Source organism: Photobacterium sp. DNB22_13_2 (genome assembly GCF_052873915.1).
Window position 1 is genome coordinate 45,606 of sequence record NZ_JBNNXU010000016.1, and the last position, 15,383, is coordinate 60,988.

At 43.1% G+C, this 15,383-nt stretch carries 10 protein-coding genes; 3 read left to right on the forward strand and 7 right to left on the reverse strand.

The window, feature by feature from the left end:
* Entirely contained in the window at positions 1-1,164 is a 1,164-nt protein-coding gene (locus tag ACVA58_RS20010; protein WP_446512199.1) for an efflux RND transporter periplasmic adaptor subunit, read from the reverse strand.
* Positions 1,165-1,378: 214 nt separating this feature from the next.
* On the opposite strand from ACVA58_RS20010, the gene ACVA58_RS20015 reads away from it, so the two are divergent.
* A complete protein-coding gene (locus ACVA58_RS20015; RefSeq protein ID WP_446512132.1) occupies positions 1,379-2,587 on the forward strand; it encodes a phosphoribosyltransferase family protein in 1,209 nt (402 codons plus the stop codon).
* Between the two features lie 323 nt (positions 2,588-2,910).
* On the opposite strand, the gene ACVA58_RS20020 is transcribed toward ACVA58_RS20015, so the two are convergent.
* Complete coding sequence (locus ACVA58_RS20020) at positions 2,911-5,460, reverse strand: Ig-like domain-containing protein (RefSeq protein ID WP_446512133.1); 2,550 nt, start codon at positions 5,458-5,460, stop codon at positions 2,911-2,913.
* A 575-nt stretch (positions 5,461-6,035) separates the two neighbouring features.
* Here ACVA58_RS20020 and ACVA58_RS20025 point away from each other — a divergent pair.
* Positions 6,036-6,437, forward strand: a complete 402-nt coding sequence (locus tag ACVA58_RS20025) for a DUF1090 domain-containing protein (RefSeq protein ID WP_446512134.1) — start codon at positions 6,036-6,038, stop codon at positions 6,435-6,437.
* Positions 6,438-6,552: 115 nt separating this feature from the next.
* Here the strand turns inward: ACVA58_RS20025 and ACVA58_RS20030 are convergent, their stop codons facing one another.
* From ACVA58_RS20030 to ACVA58_RS20040, 3 genes are all read right to left on the reverse strand, one after another.
* Positions 6,553-8,463: a hypothetical protein gene (locus ACVA58_RS20030; protein WP_446512135.1), complete on the reverse strand. Its 1,911-nt coding sequence runs from the start codon at positions 8,461-8,463 to the stop codon at positions 6,553-6,555.
* 444 nt (positions 8,464-8,907) lie between these two features.
* Positions 8,908-9,600, reverse strand: coding sequence for a TSCPD domain-containing protein (locus tag ACVA58_RS20035; protein ID WP_446512136.1), 693 nt, complete (start codon positions 9,598-9,600; stop codon positions 8,908-8,910).
* A gap of 18 nt (positions 9,601-9,618) precedes the next feature.
* Positions 9,619-11,769, reverse strand: a complete 2,151-nt coding sequence (locus ACVA58_RS20040) for an adenosylcobalamin-dependent ribonucleoside-diphosphate reductase (RefSeq protein WP_446512137.1) — start codon at positions 11,767-11,769, stop codon at positions 9,619-9,621.
* A 423-nt stretch (positions 11,770-12,192) separates the two neighbouring features.
* Between ACVA58_RS20040 and ACVA58_RS20045 the strand changes: the two genes are divergently transcribed.
* On the forward strand, positions 12,193-12,915 hold the full coding sequence (locus ACVA58_RS20045) for a M15 family metallopeptidase (protein ID WP_446512138.1): 723 nt from the start codon (positions 12,193-12,195) through the stop codon (positions 12,913-12,915).
* A gap of 91 nt (positions 12,916-13,006) precedes the next feature.
* Here ACVA58_RS20045 and ACVA58_RS20050 read toward each other — a convergent pair whose 3' ends face one another.
* Both ACVA58_RS20050 and ACVA58_RS20055 read right to left on the reverse strand, forming a co-directional pair.
* Positions 13,007-14,089: a porin gene (locus ACVA58_RS20050; protein WP_446512139.1), complete on the reverse strand. Its 1,083-nt coding sequence runs from the start codon at positions 14,087-14,089 to the stop codon at positions 13,007-13,009.
* A gap of 570 nt (positions 14,090-14,659) precedes the next feature.
* Positions 14,660-15,283 carry a DsbA family protein gene (locus ACVA58_RS20055; RefSeq protein ID WP_446512140.1) on the reverse strand — a complete coding sequence of 208 codons (624 nt, stop codon included), beginning with the start codon at positions 15,281-15,283 and terminating at the stop codon, positions 14,660-14,662.
* Positions 15,284-15,383: the final 100 nt, after the last annotated feature.

Consider the following 15,383-nt stretch of genomic DNA (forward strand, 5'->3'; position numbering starts at 1 on the left):
TTATTCCTCACTTGCCAAAGCAGGAACGGCACTGTCTGTGCCGCTATCGACAACAACAGCAATATCATTTTTCATGTTGATGATATTGGTGATGACGACTTGCTCACCACTGACAAGCCCTTCTTTGACCACCCAACCGTTACCAATTTCATTGCCGAGAACCACAGGCTTTTTCACCGTTTTATTATTTTGACTAACCACAAAGACTGAAGGTTCTCCAGACTGGCTTCTTACCACGGCCGATTGCGGTACAACGAGGTAGTCTCGAGCTTCAGGCATAGAGATATGAGCACGTACGTACATACCACCTAATAATAGGTTGCTCGGGTTTGGAATAATGGCTCGCAGCGTTACTGTACCTGTCGAGTCTGAAACTAGCGTGTCTGAAAACTCTAAATGACCCACTTCATCATAAGCACTACCGTCTTCTAGCGTGATCGACACTGGGATCTCAGCATTTTTTTCCGTAAAGGTAGCAAACTCTTTTCTGATTTTAGTGATCGCTAGCGAAGATTGTTGCATATCTACATAGACGTTCGAGGTTTGTACAATCGTCGTTAGGTAAGAAGATTGTTCTGCGGTCAATAAAGACCCCTCAGATACCAAAGAGAGTCCCGCCTGACCTGAGATAGGGGCTTTGATTTTGGTATAAGACAGTTCAACATTTGCATAATCTAATTCTGCTTGGCGGATCGCGACTTCAGCTTGGGCTTCTTTGTAAACGGCATCGGCATCGTCAAAATCTTGCTGACTGGTCAGTTTTTTTCTTAATAGCTCCTGATATCTAATTGCCGTTTTTTGAGCGGTATCTTCACTCGTCAACGCTTTTGCTAATTGAGCCTGTGCGCTATTAACATTTGATTGATAGGTGGTTGGGTCAAGTTCATAAAGTACATCACCAGCTTCTACCTGAGAGCCCTCATTGTATAAACGGCTTTTGAGAATACCCGTCACCTGTGGTCTTACTTCTGCCTGTTTAAAGGCTGTAATACGCCCTGGCAACTCGGTAGTTAATCGCAATGTCGTAGGTGTTAAATCTATTACGTCAACATGAAGTGGCCCCGGTGCTGGCCTTTGGTTTATGGCTTGTTCACCACAGCCCAGTAATAAAGTGCTAGAGAGAAGTAGACACAGAGGCAGTTTTAACGAGTTGGCTAGATACATGATGAGACCTTGTCGTAGAAGCATAATTACGACCATATTTAGCAGGGAAGTGGTTAAGGCGGGGTTAAGACTCAGGTTTTTTATTCCAATAAATCATGAACCATCTGCAATTCTGAGGGGTTTGATGAGAGGACTGATGTTTGGTTCTGTCGTTTTGTACATTCTGTAATAGAATACACGCAACCAACTCTCTTTCTTATTGATAAGGAATGCCATGCGCAGCCAGAATGCACAGTCAGATGATGTAGTGATTGTCAGTAACTCTTCCGACAACCCTTTTGCGATCGATGTCGCATATGCAATGGGGCAGGATGAAGATATCTCCGATGTAATCAGCATGAAGCACTTCATGAACTCTGAGTTTTGCCCACGCTTTATCTCTGATGAAAATGACATGGAGAATATCGGCAATAGCTTAGAAGGCAAGATTGTTGTTATTGTCAGTACCGGTAATCTGGTTACAAGCCGCCAGGAATTGGCCATGCACAACCTTATCATCGCGCGAGCAGCTAAAGAAAATGGTGCTAGCCGTGTGGTATTGGTTGAGCCTGATCTATTTTTTTCAGCTCAAGACCGTGGCCCTCGTGCAGATTTGGGTGATCCCCTTGTTGAGAGAGATGTAGCCGACATTAAGAAGTTTGATGGCCAACCCTTTACTTCTAAGCTTTATGCACAGATGCTAAAGCTTGCTGGCGTTGATGATGTCGTGACGGTGCATAACCATTCTGTTTCCGTTCAGAAGATGTTTAGCGAAGTATTCAGTGGCCGTTTCTACAACCTCATTCCTTACAAAATTTACGCTCACTACTTGTTGAATTCAAATATATTGAGTTACGGACCAGACGGTGAAGGGCTTGTTCTCTGTGCGCCAGACAAAGGTGCTCGCGACTTCGTAAAAGAGATGTATAACACACTTGGTTTAACCAAGGCTAAGTTCATCATGTTAGACAAAGAACGTACTGCCGAACGTAAGGTAGAAATTACTCTCCACAAAGAAAGTGAAGACACATTCGAAGGCCTGAACAACCCTAGCATTGTGTTATTTGACGATATGGTGCGTACCGGTTCAACAGTAGTAAAATCCTGTCAGTTCCTTCAGCAGTTAAAACCTGAGCACATGGTATTTACCGTCTCACACTTCTACGCAAGTACTGAAGGTCGTGAGCGTATGTTTAACCCTGCGCTAGGTGAGATTCTGACACTGAATACAATGCCAACTATTCTGAACCGTGATGAGCAAGGTCGTTTGCGCAAAAAAATGGTTGTCCTGAAAATTGAGAAATTTTTGGCTCAAGAGTTGTGCAAGATCCTGAACATACCACAGCGCTCTGAAGAGACTAACCCTTACAAAATTGACATGTCATCGAAGAATCCTCGCTTTCAGCGTAAAATTTGGTTCTCTGATCAATTGTCCGAACTGTAATCGTTAATATGGTTGCTAACGTAATTTTAGCTTTCTGTGCAGAGTGACGACGAAGGTAGAGATTCCAAATGTCTTTGCCACGAAATATGATGCCTCTATGCTCATAGACTGTTGATTAAATTAGGGAAACAGGCTGTTCCCCCTAAACCTTCAACAAGATGTTGGACTAGTTATACTATCTGCATAGTAAGCGGTAAAACTATCTTATTTTTGTCCAAATGAGTGTTAGACGGGAGTTGAAGTCATAAACGTGACCTGAGTTAAATCAGGTCACGAATAATTTTCAGCCCGGCTAAAAGCCGTTGTTTTTCACCAATTGAACGTTAGCGTTGATTCAACTCGCTTAACTTAGCACCGACACCTTGTGAGTAGGTGCGCTTATAGTATTCGTCCCAGTTGATTGACCAGAACATCACGCCACCAAAGTTGTCGTAACGCTTTGAAGGAACAACAGTGCTGCAGCTTGTTCCTAGCACCAAACAATCAAGTGCTTTATTGGTATCTTCAATGGTGGCTTGGCCGCTACCTGCCGCTTTGGCACCCGACGGTAAGCCAATGGATACTTGATCATCTCGCAATGCTTCGAAGCTCGGGCCATTGCCATAGGCCGTTTGGAAGCCTTCTATCAGCATCTTCTGGGCGGCAACCATCATATCAACAGAGCCTGCAGGGGCTGTTCCGCCGTATGGGTGTTCTAATCCACCATTGTTATAGAGCTGAACATGAAGCAAATCAAGCATATCACGCGTCTCGTCGATCACTGGTAAGTACGCTCCCCATACACTCCCGTTAGCAATGCTGACGTAGCCGCCCTGAACATACGGATGCTCTGGGGCCATGGTGAGGTATAAATCTCGGCCCAGTTTATCTTGGATGCTACGTAATGCGCGAGGTAAGCGCTTTTGAATTTCTGAGCCATTTACGAGACCTGAGCCACTTTCGTAGTCAACGTCCAAGCCATCAAAGCCCCATTCTTGAACGATTGCCGTCAGGCTGTTCACGAAGGCTTTTTCTGATGCATCATCGTTCAAAATGATTGTTCCTTCTGCGCCACCCAGAGACAGGACGATTTTACGTCCATCTGCTTGCAACATTTGAATGTCTTGTTTGAAACGGGCTTCATCAATGGCAGAGCAACCACCGTCACCGGAGAATAAGTTGAAGTAGTTGGTACCTGGCGCAGAGTGGTTTGTATCGGCAAAGGCGATGTCGATGATATCCCATTCTGCTGGGATATCACTTAGGTTCATCGGGCAAACTGACCCGTTCACGAAGTTATGCCAATAGCCAACCAGCTTGTGTGTGTTCTCCGTCGACAATGTGACGCTGAACGGTACAGCACTAGAAAGTTCCTCATTACCGCTACCATCAATGGCTTTGGCCTGCACTTGGTAATCACCGGCTGCTTCAGAGACCCACGAAGCTGCGTAAGGAGCCTGTTGATCAGTGGCAATCACCTTACCATTCACCAAAAACTCAACGCGGTCGATGCCTGATTGGAATGATTTTGCGTCTGCCGTCATTTCAACTGGTGTACCAATGCTAAAGCGTGAACCTGCGGTTGGCTTGGTAAGATCAATGACCAGAGCCTGATCGGTCACTGTCACTTGCTGTGAAGTCTCACCCTCAGCATTGTCTTCATCGGTAGCGACGGCTTTTAATGTGATACTGCCCGTATTGATCGGGGTCCATTCGAGCTGATAATCAGTGCCATCGACAACGCCATTACCAATCAATTGGCTGTTGGCAAAGAACTGAACTTTTGTAATATCAAAGTCACCAGCGGTTGTTTTCACGACGAGATCGGTCGGCATGCCAGCTAACAGAGTTTCACCGGTTGCTGGAGAGGTAAAGCTGATCTCAGGTGCCGTGCCACAGTCCCCTTCAAGTTTCCAAGCATCTTCCCAGTGTGAGCCAATGCCCGGTTCGTAGGCCCAGGCTGCACCACCACACCAGCCTGGAATCTGGCAACTATATTGGCTGTCATTATTGGTAACGAGTTGGCCTTGGGTGTAGCTTTCGCCTTCAGCATAGCTTGGGAGATCTTTACAGCTGCCGCCCGGTTGTTTGCCGTTGACGGTAAAGCTGACCGATTCTGTTTTGGTGCTCTGCTGGTTGTTGTCAATTGCCTTTGCATAGACTGCGTGGTTACCTGTGGTTGATGTCCAGCGGTGCTCGAAGGGTGTGCTGGTGTCATTACCGACAAGGGTATCGTTGAGATAAAACTCAACTCGCTCGATGTTGCCGTGCTCGCTGCTGGCATCAGCAGAGAGTGTCACGATATCACCTTCGTCAAATGTGCTGCCAGAACCTGGCGAGGTTAGGCTCACTTCAGGTGGCAGAGTAACATCGCTGTCGACAATGGTGATATTCGCCAGACTGGATTCAGTCATGTTGTCTATATTGGTCGCTGTTACGGTAATACCTGTTTGGCCGAGTAGGGCCGGTGTCCATTGGGTCAAGAAGGGTTCTTGCTTGATAGTGGCGATAGACTCACCATTTACCAAAAACTCAACTTCTTTGATTTCCGAGTTTTTACTACTTACTTGGGCTGCCAGTAAAATGGGCTTATCTAAAACAAATTGGCCGCCGTCTTGAGGGGAAGTAATGTCAATGACTGGAGACTGCGGCTCACCGGTTTCACATTGTCCGAGTAAGCTCCATTCTTGATATTGACCGGAGAACTCATCGGGTGCACTACCTCGTGACCACCAATTGGCGAGGTAGGCATGATCTAAATGTTGTACATTGGCACCGCCATTATAAGCTGTGTCACTATTCCATACTTGTAGTCCAGTGCAGTCATACTCGGTCGCGAAAACATGGGGAGATAATAAGGAGGCGATAATGCCTACCAAAGGGATTTTTCTCATTGGAAGTCCTTTTGAAAAAGTGGCTGAATTCATCATTCTCACAGTTAAAAATGAAAATTAATAAACTTTATCAGATGTTTACAAGGATATTTTTATACGTTTCCATTCATCAATGGAAGCGCTATTTGGCTGTGTGTTGATTTTTGTAAATATTATTTAGTGATGTTGTGATCTGCTACCAAAAATAAAATTGATTGTGGTTGGTTTAAATATAATGGTTCGACCAGTGGTAGTGGTTTTATGTGTTGTGAATGTCCTTTAACGACAATTCTATTAATTGTTTCTATGAAGATACTTTTAGAAGAGTTGACTCCATCGATAGAATTAAGATGGATTTAACGTTCAGATATATTAATTTAATTAATGATGATATCTATTTTTGTACATTTTGGGGATTGTTCGTGGTTTTAATATATCCACGGTGAATGTGTTAAGGGCTGTGTGTAAATTAAAACTAAGCTGGGCTGTACGTAGAGAATGAAAGATAAAGCAAAAGTGAGAGGTTGTTCACATTCAGTGCGCCGTATGTTGATAGAATTGTAAGACAAATAATTAGAATATGAGGAGTAATTTCAGTGAAGTCTCTCTACGCATTGAGTATTAGTGTTCTTTTAGGCTTTTCAACAAGTGTATTAGCTGCAGGTTGTGGTAGTTTGAAAGGGTGTGAAAGGAAATTTTGCGAAATAGAGCATAAATTATCAGTCGCCCAATCTGAAAACAACGAGTATAAGATCAATGGGTTAAAAAAAGCGCTTTATCACGCCAAAAAATACTGCACAAATGAAGGGTTACAAGAAGAGATACAAAAAAATATTGATGATGCTTTGGAAGATATAGAAAATTATAACGAAGATCTTGATAAAGCAAAACGAGATAATAGAGTTGATAAAATTGAAAAGTATCAACGTAAAATTGATGAGAAAAATAAAAAAATATCAAAGCTGAAATCTGAACTGGCTGAGTTAGACGGTTTATAAATATTAGTACTGTTTCGGCGTTACTAACATTTATAGCTAGCCAAAAAGAAAGCTACCAGTGGTAGCTTTCTTTATCTGTGTAATGAGTCATTATGTTGTGTGGTAGAGCTCGTTGCTAATACTTCCAAGGTGAAGAATATGAACTTTTGAAGCCAGAGGACTGGGCAAAAGCAACGCCTTCAACAGCCACATCCTCTTCGTCGCCATAGGTGATTTTGGTGATATCCTCTGCATCTATCCATATTGAAAGGTGACCAGCAGGGGAAAGCTTGAAGATATTTCCACCTTTATCATTGTCATTATCATTGTGATTACTTACATATAGGTAGCCTTTATTATCGTATGCCAAACCACCTTCGATGTCGACAGGCCCTTTGTTAGCCAGAATGAACTCCCATTCGGTGACGAGAGTCGACACTTTGCCGCGAGGGTCAATATTATATAAGAAATGCGCACTTGAATCGTCTTCAAGGGTAATGTACGCATCATGCTTTCTTGTCATAAAGCCATCTGGGTCGTCAAAGGCGCGTGCATCTTGAATTGTACCTGTCCTGACATCTTCCTCTTGTATATATTCGTACCCATTAAAATTAAACTCAATTTCCGTACGATTAAAATCTCCTTTAAATTTAAAAATCCAAGGTGATTTAAGTGTGCCATGCCCAGTGACATCAACATCGTATTGACTGAGCAGTGAATTTTCGATTATTTTTGTTTTAACTGAAGCAGCACTTTCACCCACCTCTAAATCAAATTCATCACTAATTGTTTCATCATCATCAGCAATACGAGCTGTTATTTCAATATCCTTGAGGGTGCCGTATTTGGCGTCAATCGCAAGCGCTTCGATGTGGCTATTTGCTTCATTAGCTTCTCTACCGCCGTCATCATCTCGTTCATTTTGGATCGACGCACCATAAATATAATCATCATTGATGCCATCGATGTCATACCCGTCCGGTAAGTCAAATGTCCACGGTTGCCCTGGTGTCCCACGTCCCATGACTGCTACTTTTTTTCCTATGGCCTTAGAAATTGCTTTAGCAACAATGTTAGGCTTGGCATCCCATGGGATAGGGTATGTTGTCTGGTCATAGTCTCCGTGACTTAGGGTAATAGTAAATTTCCCTGAAATGTTCGTAGGCTTAAATGGTGCATCTTTATCTTTCGGGTAGTACTTTTTATTCGATAGATATGGATTGTAATCGTTATTCTCTAACCAAATGAAGAACTCCTTCTCTAGTGAGTGTGGGTTAACATTTGGACCAACGGCAAATATTTCTGCTCTACCATTTTTGTAAGCTTTTCTGAAAACAGCATTAGGGGTATCATCAGAAGCGACATAGATATATCTATCATCAGCAGTAATCGCAGGCTGAATATCAAAGTCGAAATCTTTACCTAAGGCATCAAATTCAGCTTTGGTTGCAAAAACAGAGGAATAGCCAGAGTAGGGATTAATCCGATAAATATCATCAAGGAAATTAGTCTGATTTTCTTCATTGTTAGATTGGCCGTCGACGCCTAAGTAAAGATTACCGTCAAAACCTAGCACAACCCCTTCAAAATCAAAATCGATAGCATCAGCAGGGTATGGCGGTTGGTCGACATCATCACTGTCAAAGAGTACTGTTAAATTGCCATATGAATCTAGTTTGAGTAAAAATTCTTTATCCGTATCAGGGTCACCATTATTATCATCATTTTCATCGTCTTCAAATGCACCGACAGGGAAAATAACAGAACCATCTTTTAAGGTTACTATGCCTCTATTAGAGAAGGTTATGTCTTTGTAATAAGCATATCCGTATTCATGGTTATTGATGGCTTTAAGGATGTCATACTCTTCAAGCAACTTGGAAATTTTCTTATTTGGCGTAATTTCTAATATGCACTCACAATCGGTTTCTATCGCGATTAAGTTTCCTGTAACTGCTGGAGGAAGTAGAAACCCGCTAGCCCATATTGGTGTTGAGAGTAGCCCCAGCATAGAGGCCAAGGCTAACTTTTTATTTTTATAAATCATATGCTTACCTATTTTTTATTTATTAGATCTAGCTATAAGATTGATTAACGCAACCATGGTGCTAGATGTTTATCTAGCACTTTGTGATTGGTCCAAAAATATTCCCTAAATTTGACATCAAGGCTGAATTTTTTTGCCCTTATCTCTTGTGTCAGCTTTTAATGTAATAATGATAGATTTTACAGCTTGTCTTGCTTTCTAAATTCAGATAACCATGAATAACATGAACAAATAAGTGGGTGAGGATTGTTTTAACTATATGAAAAAAGGTGTTTTTTTATTGATTGGTTTTTGTTTTTTGTTTTTTTGGTTTAGTTTTTTACATATGATTATTCTTATTGAACTGAATATGTTTTTTATAAATACATAATTTCTTTTTTAAGAATATACGGGTATAAAAAAACTGCCATTTGGCAGTTTTTTGTCATGACGACTAACTATTTGTTAGCCACATTTAGAGTCGCCGCAGTTTAAGCATGTCTGGCAACCATCTTTGATGATCACTGACTTGTTGTGGCACTTATAACAAAGTGTCGCGCTTGGCGGGAAGCTACCAGACTCTTCTACAGCCTTATCTTCTTTTTTGCCTTCAAGCTCCGCTTTCTTAGCATCAAGGAAGGCCTGCTGGTGCTCATCAACTTCTGGTTTGCCTAGCATGCCAATTTCAGTCAGGTGTTGTTCGATCACATTGCCGATTTCAGCAATCAGTGAAGGGACATACTTGCCTTTGTTCCAGTAACCACCGCGAGGGTCAAATACAGAACGTAGCTCTTCAACCAAGAATGTGCAGTCGCCGCCTTTACGGAATACTGCTGACATGATGCGGGTGAGCGCAACAATCCACTGGAAGTGCTCAAGGCTCTTAGAGTTGATGAACACTTCGAATGGGCGACGAACTTCATGCTCGGTTCCTTCATTCAGTACAACGTCATTCACTGTGATAAACAGTGAATGCTCAGAGATATGCTCTGGTGTTTTCAACTTGTAGGTGGTGCCAAGCAGCTTATCTGGACGCGGCATGTCTTCATGCATGTGCTGTACTTCATATTCAGGTACAGCTGGAGCAGCTTGGACTGTTTCTTGTTCTTTACTTTTCACTTTGAAGGCAACAATTTTGCCGTCGATTTTCTTTGTCATGTGTTTTTAACCTATACCTTAAAATTTACCGTAGTAGCCTTCTTTCAAGGCATCATAAAGGTTTGCTGCTGAGTGAGTTTCGCCATCGTATTCGATTTGTTCATTACCCTTGGCCTCAAACGTCGAGCCATCTTCAAGGGTGAAAACATAGGTGGTGTTTTCGAGATCTTTCTCTTTCACTAATACGCCTTGGAAGACTTCTGGATTGAAGCGGAAGGTCGTACAACCTTTTAGTCCCTTGTCATAGGCATCCATGTAGATGTCTTTGAAGTCTTCAAACGGGAAGTCGGTTGGTACATTTGCCGTCTTCGAGATAGAAGAGTCAATCCAGCGCTGTGCGGCAGCCTGTACTTCTACGTGCTGGCTTGGCGTGATGTCATCAGCCGTAATGAAGTACTCAGGTAGCTGGCAGGCTTCATCGGTCGTGTAGGGCACGGCTTTTTTGTTGACCAGCTTGCGGTACGCCAACAATTCGAAGCTGTAAACGTCGACACTTTCTTTGGTCTTCTTGCCCGGAACAATCACGTTACGGGTATAGTGATGCGCAAAGCTTGGTTCAATACCGTTGCTGGCGTTGTTGGCTAAAGACAGTGAGATAGTACCTGTCGGTGCAATTGAGCTGTGGTGGGTGAATCGGCAGCCATGCTTAGCGAGATCGTCAACCAGCTTAGGCTCTATTTCACCGACCTGCTGCATGTAACGGCTGTATTTAGCATGAAGGACTTTACCTTTCACCTTGTCGCCAACCTTAATCCCGTCATTTGCCATCTCAGGTCGTAGGCGTAGCATTTTGGCAGTGATTTCGAACTCTTCCTCCATCACCGGTGCCACACCTTTTTCTTTGGCGAGCTTCAGGCCTTCTTTCCAACCCGTGATCGCCATTTCTTGCGCTACCTGCTCGGTAAAAGCAACAGAGGCTGAACTTCCGTACTTGTGCTTGAGCATAGTTGTGGTTGATCCCAGACCCAAGAAGCCCATACCGTGACGACGTTTGTTGGTGATCTCATGGCGCTGCTTCTCAAGTGGAAGCTGGTTGATTTCTACCACGTTATCGAGCATGCGGGTAAAGATAGCGACAACCTTACGGTAGCCATCCCAGTCAAAGTGCGCATTATCAGTGAAAGGTTCGCGGACAAACTTAGTTAAGTTTACTGATCCCAGTAAGCAAGCACCATAAGGCGGTAGTGGTTGCTCACCACATGGGTTTGTCGCTCGGATCTCTTCACAGAACCAGTTGTTGTTCATCTGGTTCACTTTATCGATAAGAATAAAGCCGGGTTCAGCATAGTCATACGTGGAGGTCATAATGACATTCCACAGGTTACGGGCAGGAAGTGTGCGGTAGATTTTACATGCTACACGGCCTTCTGCGTCTTCAACCAAGTTTTCTTTGCTTGGCCAGTCAGCCCACAGGATAGTGTCATCGTTCTCAAGATCTAGCTTATCCTGTTTCGCTTCTTTCGCTGTAATTGGGAAAATAAGTTGCCAAGGTGCATCATTCTTAACGGCTTCAATGAAGTCTTCATTAATCAGCAGTGATAGGTTGAATTGACGTAAGCGACCATCTTCACGCTTGGCACGAATAAATTCGATAACATCCGGGTGGCGGATATCCATGGTACCCATTTGTGCACCGCGCCGGCCTCCGGCAGAAGAGACGGTGAAACACATCTTGTCATAGATATCCATGAAAGAAAGCGGGCCAGATGTGTATGCGCCAGCGCCAGAGACAAAAGCACCGCGTGGACGCAGGGTAGAAAAGTCGTAACCGATACCACAACCCGCTTTCAGGGTTAGGCCGGCTTCATGCACTTTACCCAGAATATCGTCCATAGAGTCTTCAATGGTGCCTGATACGGTACAGTTAATGGTAGACGTTGCAGGTTTGTGTTCGAATGCGCCTGCATTTGACGTGATACGCCCAGCAGGAATAGCCCCGTTACGGAGTGCCCAAAGAAACTCGTTATACCAATGATCTTTAGCGTCATCTTTTTCTAGATCTGCCAATGCGCGGGCAACGCGTTTGAAAGTATCGTCAAGCGTGACATCAATAGCTTCTCCGTGCTTTGATTTCAAACGATACTTAGTGTCCCAAATCTCCATTGAAGTGGATTGGTACTCGATATCGACGGCTTGAGAGACTTCCGAAGCGGTTGGGGATTTCGCCATTATGAATGCACCTTACTGTTATTTTGTTGTGTTGCTGCTTGCTATGAACTGAAATATACAATTCTATATATAGCTTATTCACCCTGTTGAGCATTAAAGGTGAAACTCAGCAAGGCGCAGATCAAACCACTAACCCAGCTGATCTTCAAGTCTTGACAAGCCGATTAGTGGCCTTTGTAACCAATCGTTAATACCAGTCGTTTTTATAGATGGATTGGTTGTAAACAAGGTTGGTGAAATGTGATCGGAACGCTCGACGGGAGTTAATTTCACCATAAATCAAAATTCGTAGTATGTTGATTTTAAAGCTAACATTAGCCATCAAATACAATGAAACAAAATCTGGTATTACATTAAAATTATGGCTTGCTCTAAAAAATCTGACGGCAAAAAACATAAGGTGGGTACTCCACTACAGTTGTAGTGGCAGCAGTATCTTTTGAATGGGGTCAGTATATGTCCAACAGGTCGCCTTTTGTTTTCATTTTTTCTCTGGTGCTAGTGGCACTTACTGGTTCGCATTCAGTTGCTAAGTCTTTGCCTGAAGGTTTTGTTGATATTCAGCAAGTCAATTCAACCATTGTGGTCGATATCCGGTATTTCAGTAGCGATAATTTTGTTGGTGAACGAATTAATGGTTACACAGCCGCAAAGGCGATAAGCACCCTGAAAACAGCAGAAGCGCTGGCTGAGGTGCAGCAAGAGTTAAGTGTTTTTGGTCTTGGGTTGAAAGTGTTTGATGCGTATCGCCCGCAGCCTGCCGTCGACCATTTTGTTCGTTGGGCTGAAGATTTATCCGATACGCGTATGAAGGAGAAATACTACCCAACGGTTAAGAAGAAAAATTTATTCCGCGATGGTTATATTGCCGCAAAATCTGGTCACTCAAGGGGAAGTACGGTTGATCTTACTTTGATTGATCTTGCTAGTGGCGAAGAGCTGGATATGGGAACCGGCTGGGATTACTTTGGAAAAGCCTCTTGGCCCAGTTCGCCTAAAAGCACTGCTCAGCAAAGAGCTAATAGAATGCTATTGCAAGCAATGATGCTTAAGAATGGCTTTAAACCGTTAAAAGAAGAGTGGTGGCATTTCACATTGATTGATGAGCCGCACCCTAAAACGTATTTTTCTTTTGCTGTGCAGTAAAAAAAGGGCACCTTCCTGGTGCCCGTAAAAAAATAACTCGTCAAATCAATTCGACACAATGAACACAATTTAGCGAAACAGAGTTGAGCGATTAAAAGTTGTAGCGAACAAGTAGTGCTAGTTCGTCATCTAGGCCTGCGTCAGAGCCAAATGCATTTTTGCTGTTTGCATCAATTTGGTATTCAGCGGCAAGAATTACTGGACCTGTGAAGTAAGCTACACCTAAAGTGGCATAAGCATGCTTAGCAGAGGAATTATCATCTTCAAGTTGGTTATAGCCAGCTAGAAGTTGGAATTGGTTGATGTCATAAGTTGCGGCAAGTTCAAGCCCCGTTGCTTCTTTAATGGTATCGTTGCTACCACCAGCTGTTTTAGCATCGGCAAATACATCGCCAGAAGCTTTTTGATGGTTACGGAACTGACCGTAGTTTGCCGCTAGGAATAGTGCGTCGTTTTCATAAGAAACAACTGCGTTAGCAACTTTGGCGTCTGCACGATCGTCAAATTTCGTTTCACCATATACACCGCTTACGCCAAGGATACCCATACCGGTATCGAAGTCATAACCCGCCATTGCCTGATAGCCGTAATCGCGATCGTAACCGCCAACCACATTACCCGCCTCGTTGCGATCTAGATTTGAATCCTGGAATTGGTATTGAAGACCAACTTGAACACCGTAGAAGTTATTGCGGTATTGGATTACATCATCCGCACGACCGGTACCATGTACACCACCATCGCCAGAGATACCATCGTAGTTACCCGCCGTGTCACCACCGTAAACCCAGAAAATATCAGTCTTACCGGTTACGTCGTAGTGAACTGACCATGCTTTACCAAGAGTGAAGTTACCAAAATCTTCGTTATCAGCGGTGATGTAGCCAAGACGGTTTGAAATATGGCTACCTTCCGAGCTGTTTGCCAGCGCATCGTATGCCCATTCGGCACGAGTACCGATATCCCAGCCACTTTCTAACGCATGAGTATAGCCAAAGTTAATACGTGATGATTGGTTACGAAGATCAGAGTCACCATCAGAGAAACGAGCACTTGCCGCCAAACGACCACCTACAGAGAAGGTGTTAGTACCATCATTATAAACTTCCAATGCATGTACAGAAGATGATGCTGCCGCGGCTGCTACTGCTAGGGCAATTAGCTTTTTGTTCATTTCATAATTCCTAATTTTATTGTGTGTAGCACCTCGTAAGTGCTTGTTTTATGTTTTATTACTTAGTTCCGTGTAGTAATAGTGAAATGATCTTAAGGAGGCGGGATTAAAGAAATATTTATGGTTAAGTTATTGAAACTTAGTGGTTTGTTTTTTGAATTTTTACATTTGTTACACTGGTTCTGGTGTGTTCGTATGGAATGAATGTAAATACACGCTCAGTGGATAAAGCTATTTTTTCAGGAATTGAGCTTTAGAATTTTTTGCCATTGAATAAGGTGATTAATCAGCCGAAATAAGAGCAGTTTAAGGTATGAAAGATGACTGTATTCTGCTTATAGAGGTTTGCGAAAGGAGTATAGTGGTGATTGGATTATCTGTAGAGCGAATCGCGTAGGTGGAGTAACCAGTTAGAAAGGCTGATGATTGAAGGGCCCTAAAACGGTCTCACTAGGTTGATTACGAGGTTAATTGGTGGGTGGTTGTTTTAAGGAAGGGGGATGTATTGAAGAGAATAGGCCGAGTTCGAAATTAAAGGGCTAACGGATTCGCTAGCCCTTTTGTGTCTGTTTATTGCTTTTCGGATAGGAAACGGATGGTGTTTGCTAAATCTTCCAAGCTGTCGTGTGCACCATTTTCTACCAGATATTTACCTTTTACCAAGAAAGCTGGCACACCCGTGATTTTTGCGTTCTGCTCAAGTTGATTGGCATTGGTCATTTGCTGGTAAACTTGCTCTTTTTGCTCATCGCTTAGATCAAATGGGCTCACAAGATCATATTGGCTGAATATTTCATCCAACTTGTTCTTGCGACTCTCTTCATCTAAATCAGCAGCTTGATCTTGGACAAAAGCAAAGAGTGCTTCCTTTAACTCAGCTGCTGGCTTACCGTTGCTCTGGATAGCGGCAGTGTAGTAAAGATAAGCAGCGTACTGGGCACTTTCGTTAAACGTGACGTGTACTTGGTCGATATCAACGTCAGCCAGTTTTTTGATTTCAGGTAGCATCAACTCCATGTTACGGCAGTGGCCACATCCGAGGGAAAACACTTCAACAACGTCGGCAATGCCTTCAGTTGGCGTTGCGACAACAGTGTATTTTTCCCCTTCTTTAGGTATTTCACTTTCACTACATCCTGTAAGGGCCACTAGAAGGAAGAGGGTAGAGGCTAAGATTTTAGTTAGCGTATTCATACTGATATTTGTATTGGAGATTAAAAAAGTAATTATGGATGAAAATGACAGGTAGGTCGCTATCTGGTGTCAATTTTGTTGTCTCTTGAGTGAAAATAAT